A 22,799-nucleotide genomic window follows, 5' to 3' on the forward strand; every position below is an offset into this window, starting at 1 on the left:
GCATGAGTAGTCACTTTAACTTAGAAGACGCCAGCCAAGTGTTGGTTGGCGCTTTTGCCCTCGCCGTCCCCATCTCTTTTTCTGAAGAGGCGTGGCGACTGGGTGAAAGCTTGCCAATGGCAAACCTGCTCATGCTGTTAAGCCTTTCTGTCATTTTCCTCAGTTTTTTCGCCTATCAAAGCGTATTCCAAAGCCACATCAAAAATCGCGTATCCATTTTTATTTTTCGTGTGGTTATCGCATACCTCATTGCGGCCGTTGTGGTGGCGTTAGTTCTTTTCTGTCTTGATAAGCTGCCACTAATGAATGAACCTTTGGTTGCGATAAAACGGGTCATCGTCATCACAATGCCGGCGTCAATGGGTGCGATTGTGGTGGACAGTTTCGACAAAGAATAGGAATAGCACCTACTCTTCTAACGTTAAATTAGAACCCGAGTGGTCTTTGCCTAACACATCTTCTGGGTTTCGCAGCGCGCAGGTTTCTAACGACAAACACCCGCAGCCAATGCATCCACCCAAATCGTTTTGCAGAGCTTTGAGCTTTTGAATTTTTTGCTCCAACTGTTCATGCCAATGACTCGCCATGACTTCCCATTGCTGTTTGTTTGGCGCTTGATGTTTCGGCAGCTCATCTAGCGCATGTTTGATTTCTTCTAACGACAACCCCACTTGCTGTGCCGCTTTAATAACCGCAACACGGCGCAACACACTTCGATGATAGCGACGCTGATTCCCTTGATTTCTCCAACTCGAAATCAGTCCTTTTTGTTCATAAAAATGCAGGGCAGAGACCTTCACTCCGGAACGTTTTGCCACTTCTCCTACGCTGATTTCCATCCTTGACTCCCTGTGTATCAATTTTGTTAAAAAAATGCTTTACCTCAAGTTTACTTGAGGTTTTAAAGTTTCACCATCTTAATTAACGCTAAACCCAGATGGTCTCGAAATAATGCGTTCGGAATGAACAAGTTGGTTGACAAACACAGCACCGTTATAAGCCAACGTTTTGAAATCCAAAGGGAACTTGAGGCAAACATAATGAAAAATAAAACTCAGCCGTACTTAGCTGGCCGCTTCTTCGACAGTATCTCATCTGGCTTGTTCATGATGGCACTGCCATGGGTCATGCTTTCCGAGCCCAAAATGGGCACATTCGTCGCTTTAGTTTCTCTGAGCTGCACCGCGATTTCTTTTCTGGCAACGCCTTTCTTTTCCACTTTAGTTGACCGACACTCACGCAAAGCACTCCTCGTACTCAATCAATGGATTCAATCGGGAATGGCTTTGGTGGTGTTCATTGCTTATTGGTTAGGGTTTGAGTCCCACTGGCTGCTGGCTTTTGCGCAATTGGTGTATTGGGTTTCGAGTAACTTTGCATGGACGACCAACAACGCCTTCACTCAAGAAAATTATCAGCATCACGAATACGCAAAAATTTCGGGTCAGCAAGAAATTGTAATGCAATCCACGACCCTAGGAGCTGGTGCGTTGGGTATTGTTTTGCTTGAAATGTGGGGAATGAAAGAGTTTGCTTTGTTTGCAGCCAGCGCATCCGCTTTGGCGGCGATGTTTTATATTCTGACGCCGTATACCCAACAATTAAGAGCATCAAAATCTGTCGCTTTCATCGCACAACTCAAAGAGAGCCAACAAATATTCCGTCTCGAACCCCGCTTTTATGGCTTTATTCTGCTCTCTTGCCTCTCTTATCCTGCATTGACGTATTTGAGCAAATTGGTGCCGATTTGGTTTTCTGAACAAGGCATCTCTGGCGATTGGTTTGCAGGGTTCAACATCAGTTTTGGTATCGGCTCGTTGCTAACTGGCTTCTTTGTCACCAAAGTGCTGAGTCGCGCCTCCCATAGCCACATTATGTTCGCTTCGATGGTCATGGTATCTCTGGCGTTTATCGGAATGAGTTTTGCGATAAGCCCGTTGACCATCTTATTGTTTACAGCTCTGTTTGGTGTGTTTAACGCGCTAAATCGCATTGCAAGAGTCAACTGGATGCATCACACCGTAGCGGTTCATCAACGTGGTCGTGTTGATGGCGGCATCAACATGTTTTCCACCACCATTCAATCTCTCAGTTATGTATTAATCGCGATGTTGAGTCATTACGAGCTAACACAATACGGTTTTGCAATCGCAGCTGTTGTCATGGTGTTAGCAGTGGTATTGATGGGATTACTCAGCCGAGACGTCGAGCCGTTTAACGATCTGCCCCTTCATGCGGCTGCAAAGTAAAGCGGTATAAATAGAGATGACGAAAAGGAAGACGACCAACATCGTCTTCCTAATTTTCTACACCAGCACTTTTTTCCTCTATCGCTCATCAGCAAGGTTGGGTATTCTGAGGCGACCAACATGAGCAGAAGGAACTCGCAGTGAACTTAAGACAATTGGAAGTCTTTTACGCCATTATGCAAGCAGGAACGGTGTCTGGTGCTGCTCGCTTACTGCACGTTTCCCAACCTAATGTCACTCGAGTTCTCGCCCATACAGAACAACAACTGAGCTTCGCTTTATTTGAGCGTGTAAAGGGGCGTCTCGTTCCCACTCAAGAAGCCAAAGCCTTATTGCCAGAGGCAGAAAAGGTCTATCAACAACTCGGACAATTTCGTTCCCTGACCAACAAAGTCAAACAGGGAACTCAACATTTACGAGTCGGTGCCCCGCCCGTTTTGGCCGCGCACTTGTTAGCGCCGACTGTCGCGTTGTTGTCGAAAGAACACGGCATCTCCTTTGAGCTATTAACGGCCAATCGCGATGAGCTGTGCTCTGGGTTGCTGAAACATGAATTGGATGTCGCCATCGCGTTCGGTGAAGAAACACCACCAGCGATCATGGGGCACGTGTTATTGAAAGAAAACTTAGCACTGATCGCTCCTAAAAGCGCAGCGATACCCGCAGAAAAAACCGTCATTTTAGAAGAACTCATCAGTCACGATTTACCCATTATCGGTTTAGATAGCCGAGACCCTTTGGGCTTATTGTTGCATCAAACCTTGTCAGCGCGTGACGAGCATTATCAACATGCCATCACTGTGCGCAGCTACTCCGCAGCGGCTGAACTGGTGAAACACCAAGCAGGATTCGCCATTGTCGATCCATGGACTACAAAACAATATCGCCAAGATAGTGCCATTTCCGTGCATGCTTTGGAGCCAAACATGTCCTTCTCTGTCTCTATTTTATTCGCAGAGCACACACCTCAATCAATTGCGACAAAGCAATTTATCACCGCCCTAAAACAACAGATGGTTTAAAAGTATAACCTGAAGTTATACCTGCCTAACAAATAAGCATTCGGTTTCCTAAATCAGTCTGGCTACATTAATGAGCAATAACGATGACGAAGGGAACCATCATGCAAATTGCTCAACCTTACCTACTCTTTCTTGGCGATGTAACCGATCCACTCGCAGCAAAAACCGCGCGTGGCATATACCAATGGCGATCTGAGATTTGTCTTGGCCAAATCCGCCTGATGCCAGAAACCGTATCGCTTGGTTTAACCGACATGACACTACAACAAGCGCAGCAGCAAGGAGCAAAAACGCTGGTGCTTGGCACAGCAAACCCGGGGGGAGTCATTCCCGAAGCTTGGCAAGCAACCTTACTTGAAGCGGCAGAAATGGGATTTGAAATTGCATCGGGCATGCACCAACATTTGGCGGAATTTGCTCCTCTTGCCGATCTAGAACAACGCGGATTAACCAAACTGTATGATGTTCGCCATTATGATGCCCCGCTCAAGGTCGGCAATGGCAAAGCTCGCGCAGGCAAGCGAGTACTTACTGTAGGGACAGATTGCTCCGTTGGCAAAATGTACTCAGCCCTCGCCATTGAACACGCATTAAAGCGTAAAAACTGTCGCGCAGAGTTCAAAGCAACGGGTCAAACCGGAATTCTCATCGCAGGCAGTGGCATTTCAATTGATGCCGTAGTTGCCGATTTTATCTCCGGCGCAGTAGAAGCGATCAGCCCCGACTTCACCGACCACGATTGGGACATCATCGAAGGGCAAGGTTCGTTATTTAACCCTTCGTTTGCTGGCGTAAGTTTGGGCTTACTTCACGGCGCACAAGCGGACGCTCTGGTACTGTGCCATGAGATTGGTCGCCCGCACATCCGCAACTTACCACATGCGAGCTTGCCAACCATTGAACAAACGATAGAAGCGAATCTGGCCGCTGCCCGCCTAACAAATCCAAAAGCTCAATTAGTGGGTATTTGCTTAAATACTTCGGCGATCAGCGAAGAAGATGCTGCCCAGTTATGCCAGGATTGGAGCGACAAATATCAGGTGCCCGTCACCGACCCTATGCGTTTTGGCGTTGATGCGGTTGCAGATAGGCTCCTTACGATTTAGGAAACATTTACGGTTTAGAAAATAACTGCGGTTTAGGGAAAACTAGTGAGATGAAAATTCATGTAGAACCCGTCACGATTGCTATGGCGACACCATTTCGCATCTCTCGCGGCAGTCGGACAGAGTGCCACGTAGTCCGCGTGACAATTGAACATCTGGGCATGATCGCACAAGGAGAATGCACGCCATACCCTCGTTATGGTGAATCGGTTGAATCGGTAATTAAGGCGATTTCTCACGCCGCGCATGAACTGCAAAGTTTGTATGCCAAAGGCGAAGCTGATGTCATGGCTCTCAAAAGCCAGCTTCAATCATTATTGCCCGCAGGAGCGGCAAGAAATGCGTTGGATTGCGCGCTTTGGCATCTTCTTGCGCTTTTGAACCACAAGCAGCAGGTTCACGACCTCTTTACGTTACCTGAGGCGATTGTGACGGCGATGACGGTTTCTATCGATACGCCGCAAGCGATGGCAAAACAGGCGCAAGCTTACCTTAGCCAAAGCGCAAAACTGCTTAAGGTAAAACTGGATGGTGAACACGTGATTGAGCGCGTTGCAGCAGTGCGTGACGCCGCACCGCACACGCAAATTGTCTTAGATGCGAATGAAGCATGGCAAAACCTCGACCTCGCTACGGTATTTGCTCAACTCCAACCGTTTAATATCACCATGATCGAGCAACCGTTGCCACAAGACTGCGACGACGTACTCGCCAGCATTCCGCACCCCATTCCACTTTGCGCCGATGAAAGTTGTCACACCAAAGAGCAATTACATCAGCTTGTTGGCAAATATGAAATGGTGAACATTAAGCTAGATAAAACGGGCGGGCTCACAGAAGCACTATTACTAGCCGACGACGCCCAAAAACTCGGTTTTAGCCTCATGTCCGGTTGTATGTTGGGGACGTCGCTGGCAATGCGGGCTGCGTTACCTATTGCTGCTCAGGCGAGCGTTGTCGATCTTGATGGCCCGGTGTTGCTCGGACGAGATGTAACGCCGAGCTTAGTTTATCGCGACGGCGAAATCGTTCTTTCCAAATAGCCTAAATAATCCCGAGGTTTTGATCGAAAAGTCAGAACCTCTGAGTTTATGATCTCGATTAAAAAACAATCAGCCCCATCATGAAATAAGTCACATAAATTATACGGTTATTACGGCATGCTAAGATTACAGTAGTCCAAGAAGGTGGTCTTATGCATCGAGTCATCCGGAAAATGACATGGAAGACGAATAGGCGGTAATCCCGCCCTACTCCAATGCAGTGCGTGGGTTTCTCTAACAACCCACTTCCTAGCAATTCGTAGGTTTTTCACGCCATCTTGCAAGGAGGCTCTATGCCTATAAACAAAATACGCAATATCGCTTTCGTCGGCCAAACCGGGACCGGTAAAACCACGCTGATAGAAAAACTGCTCTTCACCTGCGATGCCACGCACCATTTAGGCAGCGTAGAAAAAGGCGATACCGTTACCGACTTCGACCCTCAATCCATCCAATATCAACACAGTATTGAAGCAACGCCAGTCGCACTGCGCTGGAATAAACACCGGCTCAATATCATCGACACTCCGGGACAAAACGAGTTACTTGGCCGTACGATCAGCGTTTTTCCTGCCGTTGAAACATCCGCCCTTGTCATCGACCCTCAAACACCACTAAACCAAACTTCCGATCGCTTATTTACCTTTGCTAAAGAGCAGCAAAAATGTCAGATGATCATCATCAATAAGCTCGATAACCACGGTCATCAGTTAGAGAGATTGATGGAGAACATCGTTGAGCATTTTGGTGACCACTGCTTGCCGATCAACTTACCTTCGGCTGACGGGGAATCTGTAGTTGACTGCTATTTCGAACCAGAATTGGGACGAGAAACCTTACTTGCGACGGTAGATGAAGCTCATGAGACCTTGATTGACCAAGTTATCGAAGTCGATGAAGAACTGATGGAACTGTATCTGGAACAAGGTTCCGAACTCACCGCAGAGCAACTGCATGATCCATTTGAAGAAGCACTGAGAACTGGACATGTGATTCCGGTCTGTTTTGTCTCAGCACAAACCGGCGCGGGCGTCGAGCTTCTGCTTCGTACCTTGGCGGAGATCATGCCCATGCCAAACGAAGGTAACCCTCCTCTATTGGAAAAGAACGGCAAAAAAATCAAAGTAAATTGCGAAACTTTAGAGCACACCGTCGCACACGTGTACAAAGTCAGCGTCGACCCATATATGGGAAAACTTGCCTACTTACGTGTGTATCAGGGTGAAATCAATGCGGGCAGCCAGCTTTATATTGGCGAAAGCAACAAGGCATTTAAAGTTGGGCACTTATATCAACTGCAGGGCAAAGATAGAACCGAGATCCCTCGTGCGCTTGCGGGCGACTTCTGCGTTTTAGCCAAAGTGGATGATCTCGAATTCGATTCAATCGTTCATGACTCTCACGAAGAAGATGGTGTTCAACTCAAGACGTTGGACCTTCCTGACTCCATGTATTCTTTGTGCTTGAAGCCTCTTAAGCGTGGAGATGAGCAAAAATTAGGCGATGTACTGAATAAAATCGCCAGCGAAGATCCTTCGCTGCGCATCGAACATCGCGCTCGCACCAACGAAACCATCATCAGCGGCCAAGGGGAATTTCACCTCAAAGTCGCATTAGAAAAGATGGCGAACGTGTACAAGCTGGACGTCGAAACCTGCCAACCAAGCGTCGAATACTTTGAAACCATCACCAAACCTGCCGAAGGGCATTATCGACACAAAAAACAAAGTGGCGGTGCAGGCCAGTTTGGTGAAGTGCAATTGAAGGTTCGTCCACTCGAACGTGGCGCCGGATTTAAGTTCATCAACAAAGTGGTGGGTGGCGCCATTCCAACCGCGCTTATTCCCGCGGTCGAAAAAGGTATTTTACAAGTACTCGAAGAAGGGGCGATTTCTGGCAACCCAATCAAGGATGTGGAAGTCACCGTTTATGACGGTAAATATCACTCTGTCGATTCAAAAGAAATTGCGTTTGTCATCGCAGGTAAGAAAGCCTTTTTAGACGCGATCAACAACGCTGATCCTATTGTGTTAGAGCCCATTGTCCAAATGGAGTTACACGTCCCAACCACAAACGTCGGTGACGTGTCTGGGGATTTGTCAGGTAATCGAGGATTAATAGAAGGCACCGAACCGATCGATAGCCAATTCACGTTGTTGAAAGCCAAATCGCCAGTAAACGAGTTGCAAGATTACGCTCGTCGATTGCGAGCTATCACGGGTGGTGAAGGCAGTTTTAGTATGACTTTAAGCCATTACGAGCCCGCGCCACCAGCAGTGCAAAAACAAGTCTGCCAAGGCAGTGCTCAACAAGGTTAATTCCCTACGATTAAAATCAATCATACAAATAAAAAAGCGCCCTCATTTTGAGGGCGCTTTTAGGTAAATTAAAATTTATTTATCGAGAGACAAACCGATCTGACTGATTTTATTTTCAAACTCTTCGATGCTGTTCGCTTTGTAAGTCGGAGCACCGTTAAAGTAGCGCGGTTTCTCTGGCAGCATCGCATTTTTCAGCTCTTGTTCTTGATCGATATTGTCATGATAAACCGTTACACGATTTGGAATATCCTGCTTTATTACAGCCATAGTGGTTCTCCTTGTTTAAATCGAACATTAAGCGTAGAACGTGGTTAGCGATGCGTAAAAGCCACTGTATAAAATTTAGACACTAGCGACAATTTTATACTCAAACCATTGCATTATTTTGTTTCGATGTTCTCTTTAAGTATTCTTGGCACACACCTTTCGCGTTTAAGGTAAGTGAAGATTCCACCATCAAAAGACAGGATGTCTCATGTCAAAGCAAGAGCTTAACCAGATGGGCAGTGCCAAAGTTTATCTGGTAGAAAAACACGGCATTTCATTCATTGAAAAGCAACAGGTAGAACAGGTTGAGGTCGCTTTTTATCAACACCAGGCTAAACCATTCAATGAACTTGGCATTCTTGTACCTGAGCTCATTGATTACGATCACCAACAAAATACGTTACGAATCGAGTATATCCCGCACTCTGTCAATCAAGAATTCCTGCTTGAAGAGCCGCGCGTGATAGAACAACTAGCTAAAATACATAGACTATCTCCGACATCAGATGGTGTTTATCATCCTCATCAGTGGACACAACCAGCCACTTCCCAAGCTTTAAGCACGCTCAAACTAGACGCAAAAACAGAGTGGTTCTTTTATCAGCTACAAGAGCAATCCGGCCCGCTTTTCAACGCCAAAAATTTGATCTCTGGAGACACCAATGCCGGGAACTGGGGGCGACGAGATAATGGCGATTTGGTGCTGTTCGACTGGGAACGTTTTTCGACAGGGCATATCGCGATAGATTTAGCGCCACTAGTCAAAGGCATGGGCACACTCGAAGATTATCTTGGTGTGGCGCATACCTATACCAAGACGGCAGAGCAAGGCGATGCGAGTAATTTAGCAAGAACGATTGCAATAGCTAAAACGTGGATGGTGGTAGAAGTGGTGAACATACTGGTCTCGAGACAGAACCCGCAGACCAGTAAATACATTGACTGGTTTAAACACACCTTACCGAAATGGGCAAAAGATCTTAGCGCTCAGATGACGAGTTAGGTTCGGATATTTGATACAAACGTCTTGCAGGCTCTGCACAAGAGGTTTCACAATTGCACACCTTATCAACACCGACATTATTCAATCCGCCACAACTCCCTTGAATACGCTTGTTGTGGAAAATGACGCCAAGCGACATCAACAAAATGATTGCGAGAAAACCAAGAAAGGTAAATAACCAAACCATATTAACCTGCCTTATTAGCCATCGTCTTTAGCCTAAGTATAGCAGGGCGAGATGTCACTTTAAGTAGCCCTGCTGGTGCTTTCGGTCTTGCCAGCAAGGAGGGTTTGGATTTTTTGCCACCACAACCACAGGAACCGCAACCGCCTTTTGGCTTGTGAGCATTTTTCTTATGATTGTTTGAGGGACGACCTTGAGACGGCTCAATGAGAGGCTCTCTTGGAACCGCAAGTACATCTTCCAATGAGCTACGGGTAGAAAGCCTGAATACTTGCGTGCCACTACGAAGTAATTTGGCTAATGCGCGTTCACCGATATTTCGTACAAGTACAGCATCCACATTGTACTCTTGCAGAGACTGAATTAACTGAGACTTCGCATTGCAACCTGCTTGTGGCATCGAAGCAATGTTCGCTAAGTTTTTTAGCATGCCGTCAGTATCAGAATAAATAGCAATATATGGTGCTTTAACAAAGTGGTTTGCCACCCGCTCACCATCATTAGGAATAGCATAAATCATAAGTTTGACTCCTCATCCGGAAAAACTAATGCATGACCTTCAACTAAACTTTTTGCGACTTTCAATCTTGCACTTTTTACTGTGTTACCAAAAGTTTGTCTAGAGACGCCCATCTGATCAGCAGCTTGCTGCTGGCTAAGCCCCTCTAAATCGGCCAAACGCAGTGCTTCTAGCTCTTCTGGTAATATGGCGACTTGCTCCAACTGATGAAATGGCACGCCATTAGGTTTGAAACAATGGTGTGCAGCACGTCCGCATATTCGTCTTTCTATCTTTGGTCTTGCCATCATTATCCCTCAAAAACACAGGATCAAATTACGCCTTAAGTTGGCATATGCCAATAACATTTTTAGCATATACCAATAAACTAAGTTTGCAAAAATCGACACGATAAATACGTAAGACATCAGGATTAATTAGACATCTAAAAATTTACAAACTTTGGTGACAAACGAGCAAAAAGATCAATTCTAATTATCTAGATAATAAAAACGTTAGTTTGCGCAGACTTTTCATACAAATACGCGCTAATGTATTCATTTTATTGGAGAAGAAAAACTATAATCCGATCAAATCATGCATTTGAACACTAATGATTATTTTATTAAAAGAGTGTCTCCCTAAGTAACTATAAAGTGCAGGTCGACTGCATTGAAATGAGCCTAAAGGGTAAAACAATAGATGGAGGACCTATCGAACCACCAATCATTACTTGGTCTACGATCCCAGCCATTCTTGCTGAATCACGTCTCTTGAGGGCACCTAGATATATCAGAAAAGGAAGTAAATATGTCTGACTCGAATTGGCTCAGCGAATTCCCAGAAATGGATCGCTCTGATCTTAGAGCGATTCGCAAAACACTCGATGGCGCCTACCGAGATTTCTCTCGTGAATATGGTGAACTTATCGAGTCTCTCTTTGATCCGCTCCTTTCATTTCTTGTCTGGTTTGAAAAACTGCTTATTTCAACACCTTGGGTCGTTGTTTTAGGCGTCTGCACCGCCCTCGTTTATGCCGCTAGTCGCTCTTGGAAACTGGCTATCGCATGTTTTGGCTCACTTATCCTGATTGGCTACTTCGGCATGTGGGAAGACACAATGCGCACGCTCAGTATTATCACGGTGTGTACCATGCTGGCAATCACACTCGGGATCCCTATCGGCATCGCCATGGCGCGCTCTAATCGTATTCAGTCTGTTGTGACGCCATTACTCGACGTCATGCAGACCATGCCGGCATTTGTGTACCTCATCCCAGTTGTTATGTTACTCGGGATCGGCAAAATTCCTGGCCTCATCGCAGTAGTAATCTACGCGATTCCACCTGTTATTCGTTTAACTAATTTGGGTATTCGTTTGGTGGATAAAGAAGTGTTGGAAGCCGCAACCGCATTTGGTGCCAGCAGTAAACAGCGGCTTTTTGGGGTCCAACTTCCGCTCGCAATGCCAACCATCATGGCGGGAATCAACCAAACGATAATGATGGCACTGTCGATGGTTGTCATCGCATCGATGATTGGGGTAAAAGGTTTGGGCCAGCCCGTTCTTAAGTCGATTACCAATCAATATTTCACTCTTGGTCTTTTAAATGGTCTAGCCATTGTCGCCCTAGCGATTCTTTTCGACCGCGCTTCACAAGCGTATGCGAAACGCACTCAAGCCCATCTAGGAGATTTAAAGCATGACTAGTCCACTTATCGAAATCAGCGGTCTGTATAAAATCTTCGGCCCCAAACCCAACAGCGTGATTGAGCGCGTCAAGTTGGGACATAGTAAAGAACACGTGTTGGCGGAAACGGGGCACACGGTCGGGCTAAAAGACATCAACCTCCAAATTAAAAAGGGCGAGATTTTCGTCATCATGGGTTTATCCGGTTCAGGTAAGTCCACCATGATTCGCCACTTCAATCGCCTAATCGATCCAACCATGGGACAGATTTTGGTGGAAGGGGTAGATGTCATGCAGCTTTCTAACAAGGAGTTAGAGCAGTTTCGTCGTCATAAGATGTCGATGGTGTTTCAACGTTTTGGCTTATTGCCTCATCGCACTGTTATCGACAACATCGCTTACGGTTTGGAAATTCAAGGAATAAGTAAAGAAGCGCGCTTATCAAAAGCAAACGAATGGTTGGATACCGTTGGATTAACGGGTTATGAGAACCAATATCCCGCTCAGCTATCAGGTGGTCAGCAGCAACGCGTAGGCCTCGCGCGAGCGTTGGCAACCAATGCCGAAATACTATTAATGGACGAGGCATTTTCAGCGCTGGACCCACTGATTCGGAGCGAAATGCAGGATCAGTTAATAGAACTGCAACAGCAGTTACACAAAACGATTGTTTTTATTACTCACGACTTAGATGAAGCACTGCGCCTTGGCGATCGCATTGCGATCCTTAAAGACGGTGAGCTTGTCCAACAAGGTTCACCAGACGAAATATTGCTGCATCCTGCCGATGAGTACGTTGAAGCCTTTGTAAAAGACGTCAATAGAGCGCGAGCATTGACGGTTGAGACTGTGATGCAGCCACCTTCATATCGCATTGCCGCTAAAACCATTGAAGAAGCGCTCAGTGAGATGAAACGTGTAAAACGTGATTATGCTTATCATGTGACCGATTCAGGCTATCAAGGCGTGATAACGCAACAAGGGTTACTAGACGCGACGAAGTTAGCTCAAACTCCAAGCTGGGATGATGATATCTATGAAGAAGTGCCTATCATCTCTCCCCATTCAGCCATTGAGCAAATATTGACTGAAACCATGTCGTGCGAATACTCACTGCCCGTTGTCGATGAGCATGGTCATTTGAAAGGTGAATTAGAGCGTCGTACTGTTGCTGATCTATTCGCTGATGGAGACAGCACAAAACGAAGCACCTCACGTTCAAACATCGATAAGGCCTCTTAACTGATTTAATAAAACAGCTCACAGCAATGTGGGCTGTTTTCACTATCTCTGCCCCCACCCCTCTAGATATTTATTTGTAGACTCAAGCTTGATATCCCAATCAACATTTACATTGTTCTGATTTTCCTGACAATTTCATGCTCATATTCGGTTTTATTGACATAGATAGATCATTCTATTGCTTTTTGATGACGCAAATACCTGATAAATGTCTACTATTACTCTCATACAAAATCTTGATTTAAAGAGGGATAAAATGAAAAAAACAATGTTGGCACTAACAGGCGCGGTAATCATTCTTGCAGGCTGTCAAGATGAGAAACCTGCCGAAACAAGCGCAGTTGAAGTACCTCAAGCGACGGAAACTGAAGTCACTACTAGCGCAGAAGTTACTACAGAGACAATTGACACGCTGCCAGTAGCAGAAGAACAAGTCATCACTGAAGAAACATTTGTAGACTCTGAGCATAACGCACAAAATGCCCTGGACTGGAACGGCACATATAAAGGTACGCTTCCATGTGCGGATTGTTCAGGTATCGACATGACCATCACACTAAATCAAGATGGCACTTACGTACTTGAAGAAAGCTACCAAGACAAAGAAGACGGTCAGTCAAAGTCTGAAGGCCAATTCACTTGGGATGCAAACGGCAGCATCGTAACGTTGACAAACGAAGATGCGCCAAACCAATACTTTGTTGGTGAAAATGTACTTATGAAGCTAGACATGAATGGCGAAAAAGTAACAGGTGACCTAGCACCGTTATACAACTTAACGAAACAACAATAAGTTCGTATCGATACCTGATAAATAATCTAAATCCGAGCTACCCCAGCTCGGATTTTTTCTTTCCATCGACGGCGGTTGCCTTTCTTATCTTCCTCCTCTGATCTTACATTCCGCTTCTTATCCTGATGGTTCATTACATTTCCATACGCTTTGCTGATAGAGGCTTACAACTTCATTTTGTACAGTGTTCAAAACAAATCAGAACAACTCGGAAAAATGATGAAAAAGACATTAATTGCACTACTAACTCTGACTGCTGCTGGTTCAGCGGTTGCTGGTGATACTTATATTCGTAACGGTAACATCTACAACAATGAAGGTGGCTGGAACGCGGAAGTCGGAGTGGCTCATGGCAGCGATCTTTTCAAAGATCAAAAATACAATACAGCTCCAATTCTAAATGGCGGTTACCATGGTGACAACTTTAACGCCGATCTAAGTGGCATTAACTACCGCTTCTTCGGTAACACCAATGAATTAATCAACATGAGTGCTTACCTTGTTGGCAGTGGTGTCATGCGTGACGGTGATATTGCAAAGAGCCTGAAAGGCACGGATAAACGTCGCTTTGCTGTCGATTTAGGTTTGAACACTGACTTTACGTTAGATCAACACAATGTGATTTCAACATACCTTCAACATGATATCAGTGGTGCTTACAAAGGTTACTTAGCGGGCGCGACTTACTTCCACATTATGAACTTCGGTAGTGTTGATTTTGTTCCTTTTGCTAACCTAACTTATCAAAGTGAAGACTACGTAGATTACTACTTTGGCGTAAAACAACGCGAAGCAAATGCAAACCGCAAAGCGTACAAAGGTGATTCAACAGTAAGCTATGGTTTAGGCTACAAGCTAGTCATGCCAATCAACGATAACTGGCAAGTGAGCCAAATGACACAATACACTCGCCTAGGCAGCGGTATCAGCGACTCATCTATCGTTGATAGTGCAAACCAATGGGTTGTTGGCGCAAGTGTGTCGTACAACTTCTAATCCGATACGCCCTTATAAAGCCATCATTTCGATGGCTTTATGCGTTGGACATTTGCATAATCTTGAACACAGACTCTAGTGTGAATGAGCAATCCATAACCTATGTAAATCGCTATAGCCTGTATTCTTCACCTGCACACCTCGCACTTGCTGTGTTTTTGTCACTTCTTCGTAGCCAACAAACAAAGGCAAATATAGGTACTGATCGCGCAGCGCTTTCTCTAGGTTTAATAAAGACTGTAGCGAGTGATCATCTGCCATCGCCCTGCGAACCTTTTCTCTATGGCTTAACATCTGGCTTTGATCAAAACTAAAACGCAGTCCAGTTGCTATCGACAGCCATTCGAAGATGCCATATTCAAATGGTGCTTCCATGACTTCCTCAATGAAGAGCAAGTCTGCTTGGTGAGACACTACCTCAGGAAAACTAATGTCATCAATAACAATGATCTCTAACTCTAATCCCGTCGCCCGAATCACTCGGTTCAACCACTCAGAGTGACGAATTAAACTTGGTATCGTCCAGACTGGCTCAGCTAGCGCTACTTTACCTTGTAGCTTAGGCGTCACAATAGCCTCTGCTATTAGTAAATCTTGCCCTTGAGTCACTAACTGAATGCTGTCAACGGCACTTTGCGCCTCATAGATTCTCTTTTGCGCATTGATGTAATCGGCGAGTTGATGCCAGTCTTCTTTTGCGAGATTAGAGTCCGCGCGCTCCCGATAGGTCAAATATGAAAATGCGCTGATTTTTTCCACTTCAACGTGATCAGAAGTTTGGTTAAAACTCAACATATTCAAGGTTTTAACATTACCATGAGACAGCGTAATTTGGTCTAACAATGCGCGCGCTGAAAAATATTCTTTGTGTGCTTGAAGAAGCATACTCTCTTGGTTCCAACCACTGATTTTAAATGGTCCGGTGCCTATGTGGTAAGAATAACCAGAACCGAAAGAAACAACATCTCGACAAAGAATAGAAGCGTGAGGAGTGGCTAGCATGTATGGAAAAAACATGTTCGGATGTTTCAATGTGATTTTTAAGCAGCTCGATGTTTCGGCAATCACACTGTCAATACATTGCCAGAGCTCGTGTACTGGTCCTTTTATTTCCTTAAGTCTTTCTATGCTCCAAACAACATCTTGTATGCTGAGAAGTTCACCATCGTGACGATATATTCCAGGTCTCAACCATAACGTCATCACATTGCCTTCCATTTTCCACTCATGTGCTAGCGAAGGCTCAATGCCACCATTGGAATTTTGAGTCAGCAAAACATCATAGACACTTTTCGCCACATGCAGTTCAGTATGACGATAAGTGTTCGCAGGATCGACCTTAGACACCCAAGGATAAGAGGAGATCAAAATAGCATTATTTGACTCATTCAACTGGTTCACTTTTTCAGAGGCAATCGTCAACGCCCTGACAGCACTTTGGCCGAACCAATCGATAAGTTTTGTTATCGAGTTCATTCTTCCCCGACCAAGCTCCTCAACCAAAAATTCGGTCATCGCTTGTTGAAGGGAAATAGTAATATTCAGACGGCTGGCGTTACTTCTGCCAATTGCAGGTTTCCAATCTACCCAACCGTAAGTGGCAAGCTTTTTCATCACAATAGAAACATTGCGCCTTGACGTACAAATTACCACTTCAAGCTCAGACAGCGTAACGAAGTGATATTGATGAGGTTCAAAGTGCTTTAACAGTAGATCCAGATACCTAAGATTGACATCGTTCACAAAGATTCCTAAGAGTTATTCCAAAGCAAAAAATAGCACAGGACGCTTAGCAACTAAACTTCCTGTGCTATATCTAAACATATTCAAAGCTTGGACTCAGCTCGACCAACAGAAGTCAAAAACGTGTACTAAGCCAAGAGGTAACTTGAATAAGTATTCTTAGAAACGGTAACTCATACCTACAGAGAACACGTTAATGTCAGCATCAACCGTTACTTTTTCATTACCAAATTTCGCAATGTCTAGCTCAGGCATCATGTATTCCCATTCAACTTGCAGAGCAAAGTTTTCTGTAATAGCGAACTCTGCGCCTAAACCGTACATGCCTGTCACAGTGCTGTCAGAAATGGTGGTATGGCCTGCGCTACCGTCAATCACAGAGTTGCTAATTTTGAATTCAGCATTGAAGTAAGAAAGACCAGCTTTAGCAAAAAGGTTGAAACGATCACCAATAGGTAGAGTCGCCTTTGGTTGAATCGATAGATACTTCATATCACCAACAGTAACAACTTTGCCGTCTAAAGCGTCGTAGCCACCAATGGCTGCTTCTAGAGAAATGTATTCGTTGAATTTGTAACCACCAAATACTTTACCTGAAAGGCTTGAGTCATCTTCAAGTTTAAGCTTAGTGCTAGCGTTGGTACCACCACCATTGATAGAGCCATTAACATCACCAAACGATGCTTGACCTACCGATGCGCCAACGTAAGGAGCTGCGTTTGCAACAGAACATGTTGCTAGAAGGGCTGTCATTAGCCATGTTTTTTTAAACATTGTATTTCACTGCCTGTTAATTATTGAGGTTGTGTTTTGCCCATCCTTAAGCACGTCATGCTATCCATTTCACTCGGTTTCAAAACCAAGTTGATGTTAATGAATAAAAACTCAATAAAACATGAAATATTTAAACACAACTTTGCCACTTTATTTCTTAATTATGACAATTTAGTCATTTTACAAGCACTGTTGCTTCAACCAATTGGTGAGTTTGATGATTTCCGCCTGCTTGGCTCGGCTCTTTTTATGAATAAAATAAAAGCTGTCCCCCGTCTCTAATCCATGAGAAGGGATATACACCAAATCATGCGCTTTATCTCTTTCATTGAGCATAAAATCATTCGCAAATGCGATGCCTTGGTCATAACGTGCAGCCTCAATTGCCAGCAACATATGACTAAAATGTTGAACATCGACATCTTTCGGCAAAGTGTAACCACCCGCTCTGCACCACTCTGCCCAGTCTTTTCCTCTCTCACGATAAATAGAGTCTGTCGACAAAATAGGATATCGCCAAAGCGCTTCTGGAATGGGTTGATCTTGTAACTCTTTCCAAATTTTATGGCTGCATACCGGATACAGCGTTTCCGCGTATAACTTCACCGACATATAGTTGCGCTTTGGCTTCTCTACCGTGATAAAACAATCACCAACGCTATCTGTCTGCTCAGGATCACCAACAACCATATTGAGTGTCAGATCGATTTCCGGATGTAACCGCTTAAAATCAGACAAACGCGGAATAAGCCACTTTACGGCAAGCGAGCTATAAATCGCTAAACGTATGCTGCCTTTGTCCCCTTCTCTCACCTTTTGGCTGGCCATCGCAATAGAGCTAATTGCCGGGCTAATATCCTCTAAATAACGAGCACCAGTATCCGATAAAGAGAGCTTTCTTCCTTGACGAATAAATAATGACTCGCCCAAATAATCTTCCAATAATCGTATCTGATGACTAACGGCACTTTGCGTCACATTGAGCTCTTCAGCCGCAAGCGAAAAGCTAGAGTTTCGAGCGACAGATTCAAAACAGTGAACCGCTCTGAGTGGTGGCAATTTCATCATCTAAAAATCTCATACTTAAACTAATAAATATCACTTCACTTCATCCTATGACATCACCTACTCTTTGGCAAAGAAAGAGGAGAGGAAATAAGTGAAAGTTACATCGGTCGGCGCAGCTATGCTGCTATTAATTGTTGGGAATCTCATTGCGGTGCTTTCGGACTCTTTAATTAAAAGTGTCGGAAATGAAGTGCCTATTTTTCAGTTTGTCTTTTTCCGACAAATTTCCGCAGTGCTTTTCCTACTGCCTGTCTGCTTGCTGACAAAAAAGACTCATTTTCTTGAAGGATTTAAATGGCATGCTGTCCGCGCTCACGTGTGGTTGCTTGGTGCTATATTTATGGTTTTGGCGATTTCATCTTTACCGCTCGCAACTGCGAACGCAATCTTCTACGCCGCGCCATTAATCATGCTGCCGCTTGCCGCGATATTTTTTGGCGAACAGCTGTCTAAACAATCGATCGCGGCTGCGATAATGGGCTTTGCCGGTGTGTTGGTCATCATTCGTCCAGATCAGATCGACTGGGCAGCGATTTCGGCTTTAGTTGTGGCTATTACCCTGGCAATCAATAACTTGCTCATTCGAAAACTGCCAAAAAATCAATCTGTCATGCAAACGTTATTGATGACAAACTTGGCAGGTATTCCCGTGGCTTTCTTACTTGTTCTGATCGAAGCGGAACCTTGGGACTGGAGTGCTTTCCCTGTCGCTGCTGGCTCAAGTTTGTTCATCATGATTTATGCGGCAACATGTGTGATCGCTTACCGCTCGATTGATAGCAACAAAATTGCCAGCGCTGAATACAGTGGCTTAATTGGTGCCGTGTTTGTGGGATTAATCTGGTTTGGAGAAGTGCCAGACATATTTATGGCTATAGGAACAATAATGATTGTTGTGCCCCTGGTTTGGCTTTCTAAACGAGAACGTCGCAAGAAAAAGCTGCAAGCTCAACAAGAGCGAGAGCAACAAGAGGCGCACGTTACTTAAAATCGCGCTCTATCTCAAAGACTAAAAAAACCGAGTCGTAAGTACTCGGTTTTTTTATGTGGCTCTAATCCATTCTGATGTAAGCGACCACATGAGATAAAAACTGCCTTGCAAAACGATCATTAAACCGGATGCGATATTCATGATCGGCTTCCGATACTAAACGCCAACCTTCAGCAAAGTACTCTTTTATATCATCGACCGCTTCTTCTTCATTTTTGATGTGTTTCGCGTTCCACTGATAAGTGCAAGAGACAACCATCAGCCCGCCAACCTTGGTGGCTTCTTTTAGAGCGTTGATCACGCTAAGTGGCGACTCACATTGATCAACCACGTTCAAACATACGACTAAATCAAAGCTAGACTGGAGAGTATCGTGCTCAAAAGGTTGGTTAATCAGCGTCAAATCAGCATGAGCACATTTCTGTACGATATCTCTATTCTCTACCTCTAAAGCGTTTAAGGTGTTCACATCGTGAAGATAAGTTAGCTCGACTCGTTGTTCTTCTATTAATAGTTGCTTCAAGCCATCCATCAACCTATTTGAAGGCTCCACAAGCGTCGCTTCTTTAAGGTTAGGTAAGCGTTGCACTAACTCATAATAGTTTCTTCCCAGCGCCGCGCCAACCTCAAGTAGGGAATACGGCTGAACGCCGCTCTCAAGTGCCGTCTGCGAAATAAAATCAGCAACTTGGGAGCAGTGAGGTGATGACAAAAAAGAGAGTGGGACTTGTTTTGAGCGACTGGTTATCGTCTCAATCTGCTTATCTTCGATGAACTTGTCGAACCATTGCGCTTCGAAATAACCAGCTAAACCGCGATCGGTCAGGTAAAAATCTTCCATGTTTTTTCCGTTCGTACTTTTCGAAAAGTGATTGTATCGAACGCTGAAATTAGCTGGTAATTCTGGCTGCACATTCCCGCGGGAAAATAGATGAAAACACCGCTTATGTGAAAAAGCCCTTTCATCTCAAGATAAAAGGGCTTGTTAATCACTTCAGTTGAGAGACTAGTTATTGCGGAAGAACAACTTTGCCATCTTGAATTGGGAACGTTTTTGTCGCAGGCTTGCTCGCTAAGCGAACCGTCGTTGGCGCACCTGAAACTTCATAAGTGACATCGTAACCCACTACTTTTTCAGATGTTGTGTATTCTGTGTGGCACTGCTTTTTCGTCGTTGTCACTACATCGCCTTGTTGCACGTTCTCCTGAATCTTACGACCCGTTAATGCACCAGCGATCGTACCAGCAGCAGTTGCAATCACTTTACCTGAGCCACCACCGATTTGGTTACCCAATGCCGCGCCAGCTGCTGCGCCGCCGACCGTACCAATTATTTTATTATCATCCGTAGGAGCAACTTGCTCCGTTACTACCACGTCTTTACATACTTGGTGTGGATTTTTCACAGTTTCAGTCACCGCTTCAACCAAAGTAATGTTTGCTTGGGTTGGAGCTGGTGGCGTTTTGTCTTTACAGCCTGCTAGTACAGCAACAACTGCCGTTGCAATTGCGATAGATTTCATATTCATGATTTACATCCCAGTATGGTTTGCTTTGATGAGCGGTATAGTAAATCGCAATTAGGAAATCACATCAGGCGAAAACAAACCCTCTGTCATTAACGAGTAAAGAAACACTGTTTTATAAAAGGTAAGTCAAGAAACACTCAACAGAATGTCAACTAAGCTAAAACCGTATCATTACTGATTATGGTTAGGCTTGATTAACCTATGAGGCTTATTTTTAAGCCAAGCTTAAAAACAGTTCGTCATCCGTTAAATACTTATGACGGTGACTCAGGTTACGCACGTGCATAAACATAAAGTCAGGAAAACCAGGAGCAATAATGTTGTTTGGTTCCCAGCATACACCACCAACAAACACATATCGCCCTTGCTTGTCATCTTCGTGAAGGGGGTTATTAAGAGGAGAAGAAAACTCTGCGCGACAGCCTTCAACCACACAAACAATTTGTCCTTTAAAAAGGCCGATCACGCGCTTAACAAGATTTGCCTTGATGCCACATTTCCATGCTTGACGAGTGGCCATCTCATAGCCATATTTTCGGATCGCTTTCTTTTGCAAATGTACTACTAGGTTCATTTTGACTCCTGATTCAAGCAATTACGCGAAGCCCAAAGTCATAAAAGCAGATAGACGTCTATACCCGAGTGACCTCATGGTACATGGGAATAAACTACGTGATTAGACTGAGTTTAGTGTCCGATGAAAATACACCTTCCACAATGCTGTAACGTATCGATTTACACCAATCATAGGCACATAGCACATCAAAAAAACAACCTCATTTTCGAGTGCTTTCCTACGCTGTATCTGGTTACTTCTGCGTATTACTATAACGAAATCACCCTCTACGTTTGTCTATATAAATTTGTCGTAACGATAGAGGGCACTTATCAAGAAGGAGGGATAACGCCTACGCGTCGATGAGATAGTTTTGACCTTCAGTTTCTAGACGATCAATCAGTTTACGACACTCATTTAAATCAAGAGGTTGCTCGAAGCGGCGCTTGAGGTTCATCAAAAAGAAGATATCCTCACACATGGCTTTCTCAGGTTCGTCACTGATTTTTGCGACTGGTGAACCATTGCACGTGACCATTTTGATCACGATAGAAAGTGGCTGGTAGGCTTCACCCTCTTTATTGACATAATCACCCATATCGTTCGCAAGAAAAGTACCGATACCAAAACTCACCTGAATACGTCCCTGGAAATACTCGCAAATATCTAACGCTTGTTCGAAGTTAAGTCCGTCTGTAAACACCAGCGTTTTTGTTAACGGGTCTATATTAAGCGACTGATAGTGTGCAATCATTTTTTCACCCCAGCTATAAGGGCAACCACTATCGTGACGTACACCGAAATACGCGTTACTTAGCTCTTCATCAAAGTCTTTAAGGAAGGCATCAATACCAATCGTGTCGGTCAGTGCAATACCTAGTGCACCGTTAAACATTTTTTGCCAACGTTGCAAAGCCACTTTTTGCGAATCTCGCACATTCACCAGAGCTTGATGGCCCATAAACCATTCATGAGCAACAGTACCGATAGGCGTCAAATTCAGTTCTTTTGCTAAGTGGTAGTTGCTTGTTCCTGTCAAACATTCCGGCACTTCCTGGCACAAGAACTCCAGCATGGTGCGCTGAGCTTGAAAGGAAAAACGTCGACGCGTCGACATATCAGAAAATTTAAAGTTAGTGATGTTACGACGTTTTAGTTCGGATTTTAGGTACCGAACTTTCTCTTCTAAAACGGTGGTAAATTGCGCTACAGGGATATCTGACCAACGTTGACGGCTACGAACTTCAGACACGATACTCATGATGATCGTTTCGTACAAAATAGTATCTCGCCACAAACCATTGATAGTAATGCGTAACTGGCTTGAGCCATCAGCCATGGCTTTATTATGGAAAGAGACATCACTTTGCGGGTTAAACCGGAAATGGCGCAATGCATCAACAAAATCAGGATTCAGGTAAGGCGCGACACGCTTGATGTATTCGATCTCTTCTTGCGTAAATTGAATGTCTTGCAGTTTAAGAACTTCTGCTTTTACCTCTGGTAGCAGTTCAGAGAGATCTTCCTCGCTACGCACAATAAATTTGTATGACACCATCGCATCAGGGTAAAGCGCTGTTACTGCGCTCATCATATTGACTTTGTAGACATCAAAATCCAAAGCGCTTTGAATGATGCGGGAAGAAAATAGTTTGGTGGTCATTAGGTGCCCTTCTACACGCCCTTCCTGGGTATATAACTTTTTGTTACTAACTAATTTGCG

24 protein-coding genes are annotated in these 22,799 nt (G+C 44.5%); 12 read left to right on the forward strand and 12 right to left on the reverse strand.

The window, feature by feature from the left end; genetic code table 11:
- The first annotated feature begins 2 nt into the window (after nt 1–2).
- Entirely contained in the window at nt 3–398 is a 396-nt protein-coding gene (locus tag FKN16_RS02545; protein WP_005373896.1) for a DUF2391 family protein, read from the forward strand.
- A 9-nt stretch (nt 399–407) separates the two neighbouring features.
- Here the strand turns inward: FKN16_RS02545 and soxR are convergent, their stop codons facing one another.
- A complete protein-coding gene (gene soxR / locus FKN16_RS02550) occupies nt 408–839 on the reverse strand; it encodes a redox-sensitive transcriptional activator SoxR (protein ID WP_005392679.1) in 432 nt (143 codons plus the stop codon).
- A 201-nt stretch (nt 840–1,040) separates the two neighbouring features.
- Between soxR and FKN16_RS02555 the strand changes: the two genes are divergently transcribed.
- The 5 genes from FKN16_RS02555 to fusA all read left to right on the forward strand — a co-directional run bounded on the left by FKN16_RS02555 (nt 1,041) and on the right by fusA (nt 7,738).
- Entirely contained in the window at nt 1,041–2,249 is a 1,209-nt protein-coding gene (locus FKN16_RS02555) for an MFS transporter (protein WP_170901927.1), read from the forward strand.
- Between the two features lie 140 nt (nt 2,250–2,389).
- Nucleotides 2,390–3,271, forward strand: a complete 882-nt coding sequence (locus FKN16_RS02560) for a LysR family transcriptional regulator (protein ID WP_170901928.1) — start codon at nt 2,390–2,392, stop codon at nt 3,269–3,271.
- Between the two features lie 101 nt (nt 3,272–3,372).
- Nucleotides 3,373–4,377, forward strand: a complete 1,005-nt coding sequence (dgcN, locus tag FKN16_RS02565; protein WP_170902007.1) for an N-acetyltransferase DgcN — start codon at nt 3,373–3,375, stop codon at nt 4,375–4,377.
- 50 nt (nt 4,378–4,427) lie between these two features.
- The gene (gene dgcA, locus FKN16_RS02570; RefSeq protein WP_164665411.1) at nt 4,428–5,420 is read left to right on the forward strand and encodes an N-acetyl-D-Glu racemase DgcA; all 993 of its coding nucleotides are present in this window, start codon (nt 4,428–4,430) and stop codon (nt 5,418–5,420) included.
- A gap of 293 nt (nt 5,421–5,713) precedes the next feature.
- Nucleotides 5,714–7,738 (forward strand): elongation factor G, encoded by a 2,025-nt coding sequence (gene fusA, locus FKN16_RS02575; RefSeq protein WP_005392674.1) that lies wholly within the window; start codon nt 5,714–5,716, stop codon nt 7,736–7,738.
- Nucleotides 7,739–7,813: 75 nt separating this feature from the next.
- On the opposite strand, the gene FKN16_RS02580 is transcribed toward fusA, so the two are convergent.
- Complete coding sequence (locus FKN16_RS02580; RefSeq protein WP_164665409.1) at nt 7,814–8,008, reverse strand: hypothetical protein; 195 nt, start codon at nt 8,006–8,008, stop codon at nt 7,814–7,816.
- A 208-nt stretch (nt 8,009–8,216) separates the two neighbouring features.
- Here FKN16_RS02580 and FKN16_RS02585 point away from each other — a divergent pair, with 208 nt between their 5' ends.
- Nucleotides 8,217–9,011 carry a phosphotransferase gene (locus FKN16_RS02585; protein ID WP_170901929.1) on the forward strand — a complete coding sequence of 265 codons (795 nt, stop codon included), beginning with the start codon at nt 8,217–8,219 and terminating at the stop codon, nt 9,009–9,011.
- Here FKN16_RS02585 and nqrM read toward each other — a convergent pair.
- From nqrM to FKN16_RS02600, 3 genes are read right to left on the reverse strand one after another with little or no spacing between them, the layout of a single operon-like run.
- On the reverse strand, nt 8,989–9,198 hold the full coding sequence (nqrM, locus tag FKN16_RS02590) for a (Na+)-NQR maturation NqrM (protein ID WP_054866942.1): 210 nt from the start codon (nt 9,196–9,198) through the stop codon (nt 8,989–8,991). The genes FKN16_RS02585 and nqrM overlap by 23 nt on opposite strands.
- Nucleotide 9,199: 1 nt before the next feature.
- The gene (locus FKN16_RS02595) at nt 9,200–9,715 is read right to left on the reverse strand and encodes a NifB/NifX family molybdenum-iron cluster-binding protein (protein WP_048624742.1); all 516 of its coding nucleotides are present in this window, start codon (nt 9,713–9,715) and stop codon (nt 9,200–9,202) included.
- The gene (locus tag FKN16_RS02600; RefSeq protein ID WP_048625148.1) at nt 9,712–10,002 is read right to left on the reverse strand and encodes a DUF134 domain-containing protein; all 291 of its coding nucleotides are present in this window, start codon (nt 10,000–10,002) and stop codon (nt 9,712–9,714) included. Before FKN16_RS02600 ends, FKN16_RS02595 begins: the two co-directional genes overlap by 4 nt.
- 502 nt (nt 10,003–10,504) lie before the next feature.
- Between FKN16_RS02600 and FKN16_RS02605 the strand changes: the two genes are divergently transcribed.
- The 4 genes from FKN16_RS02605 to ompV all read left to right on the forward strand — a co-directional run bounded on the left by FKN16_RS02605 (nt 10,505) and on the right by ompV (nt 14,415).
- Nucleotides 10,505–11,404 carry a proline/glycine betaine ABC transporter permease gene (locus tag FKN16_RS02605; RefSeq protein WP_046873819.1) on the forward strand — a complete coding sequence of 300 codons (900 nt, stop codon included), beginning with the start codon at nt 10,505–10,507 and terminating at the stop codon, nt 11,402–11,404.
- Nucleotides 11,397–12,626, forward strand: a complete 1,230-nt coding sequence (locus FKN16_RS02610) for a glycine betaine/L-proline ABC transporter ATP-binding protein (RefSeq protein WP_170901930.1) — start codon at nt 11,397–11,399, stop codon at nt 12,624–12,626. Before FKN16_RS02605 ends, FKN16_RS02610 begins: the two co-directional genes overlap by 8 nt.
- Before the next feature lie 256 nt (nt 12,627–12,882).
- A complete protein-coding gene (locus tag FKN16_RS02615) occupies nt 12,883–13,419 on the forward strand; it encodes a copper resistance protein NlpE (protein WP_046873821.1) in 537 nt (178 codons plus the stop codon).
- Nucleotides 13,420–13,638: 219 nt separating this feature from the next.
- Nucleotides 13,639–14,415, forward strand: a complete 777-nt coding sequence (gene ompV, locus FKN16_RS02620; RefSeq protein ID WP_170901931.1) for an outer membrane protein OmpV — start codon at nt 13,639–13,641, stop codon at nt 14,413–14,415.
- A 75-nt stretch (nt 14,416–14,490) separates the two neighbouring features.
- On the opposite strand, the gene FKN16_RS02625 is transcribed toward ompV, so the two are convergent.
- The 3 genes from FKN16_RS02625 to FKN16_RS02635 form a co-directional block, all read right to left on the reverse strand.
- Entirely contained in the window at nt 14,491–16,158 is a 1,668-nt protein-coding gene (locus FKN16_RS02625) for an ABC transporter substrate-binding protein (protein ID WP_170901932.1), read from the reverse strand.
- 159 nt (nt 16,159–16,317) lie between these two features.
- On the reverse strand, nt 16,318–16,932 hold the full coding sequence (locus FKN16_RS02630) for an outer membrane beta-barrel protein (protein WP_005373936.1): 615 nt from the start codon (nt 16,930–16,932) through the stop codon (nt 16,318–16,320).
- A 180-nt stretch (nt 16,933–17,112) separates the two neighbouring features.
- Entirely contained in the window at nt 17,113–17,997 is an 885-nt protein-coding gene (locus FKN16_RS02635) for a LysR family transcriptional regulator (protein ID WP_005392662.1), read from the reverse strand.
- A 94-nt stretch (nt 17,998–18,091) separates the two neighbouring features.
- Here FKN16_RS02635 and FKN16_RS02640 point away from each other — a divergent pair, with 94 nt between their 5' ends.
- Nucleotides 18,092–18,988 carry a DMT family transporter gene (locus FKN16_RS02640; RefSeq protein WP_150917082.1) on the forward strand — a complete coding sequence of 299 codons (897 nt, stop codon included), beginning with the start codon at nt 18,092–18,094 and terminating at the stop codon, nt 18,986–18,988.
- A 64-nt stretch (nt 18,989–19,052) separates the two neighbouring features.
- Here the strand turns inward: FKN16_RS02640 and FKN16_RS02645 are convergent, their stop codons facing one another.
- From FKN16_RS02645 to pncB, 4 genes are all read right to left on the reverse strand, one after another.
- Nucleotides 19,053–19,832, reverse strand: a complete 780-nt coding sequence (locus tag FKN16_RS02645; RefSeq protein ID WP_170901933.1) for a methyltransferase domain-containing protein — start codon at nt 19,830–19,832, stop codon at nt 19,053–19,055.
- A 169-nt stretch (nt 19,833–20,001) separates the two neighbouring features.
- On the reverse strand, nt 20,002–20,520 hold the full coding sequence (locus FKN16_RS02650) for a glycine zipper 2TM domain-containing protein (RefSeq protein WP_005392659.1): 519 nt from the start codon (nt 20,518–20,520) through the stop codon (nt 20,002–20,004).
- A 214-nt stretch (nt 20,521–20,734) separates the two neighbouring features.
- Nucleotides 20,735–21,094 (reverse strand): hypothetical protein, encoded by a 360-nt coding sequence (locus tag FKN16_RS02655; protein WP_005373947.1) that lies wholly within the window; start codon nt 21,092–21,094, stop codon nt 20,735–20,737.
- Between the two features lie 334 nt (nt 21,095–21,428).
- Entirely contained in the window at nt 21,429–22,739 is a 1,311-nt protein-coding gene (gene pncB, locus FKN16_RS02660; RefSeq protein WP_074190011.1) for a nicotinate phosphoribosyltransferase, read from the reverse strand.
- Nucleotides 22,740–22,799: the final 60 nt, after the last annotated feature.

This window comes from Vibrio sp. 11-4(1) (assembly GCF_013048625.1).
Taxonomy (GTDB): domain Bacteria; phylum Pseudomonadota; class Gammaproteobacteria; order Enterobacterales; family Vibrionaceae; genus Vibrio; species Vibrio diabolicus.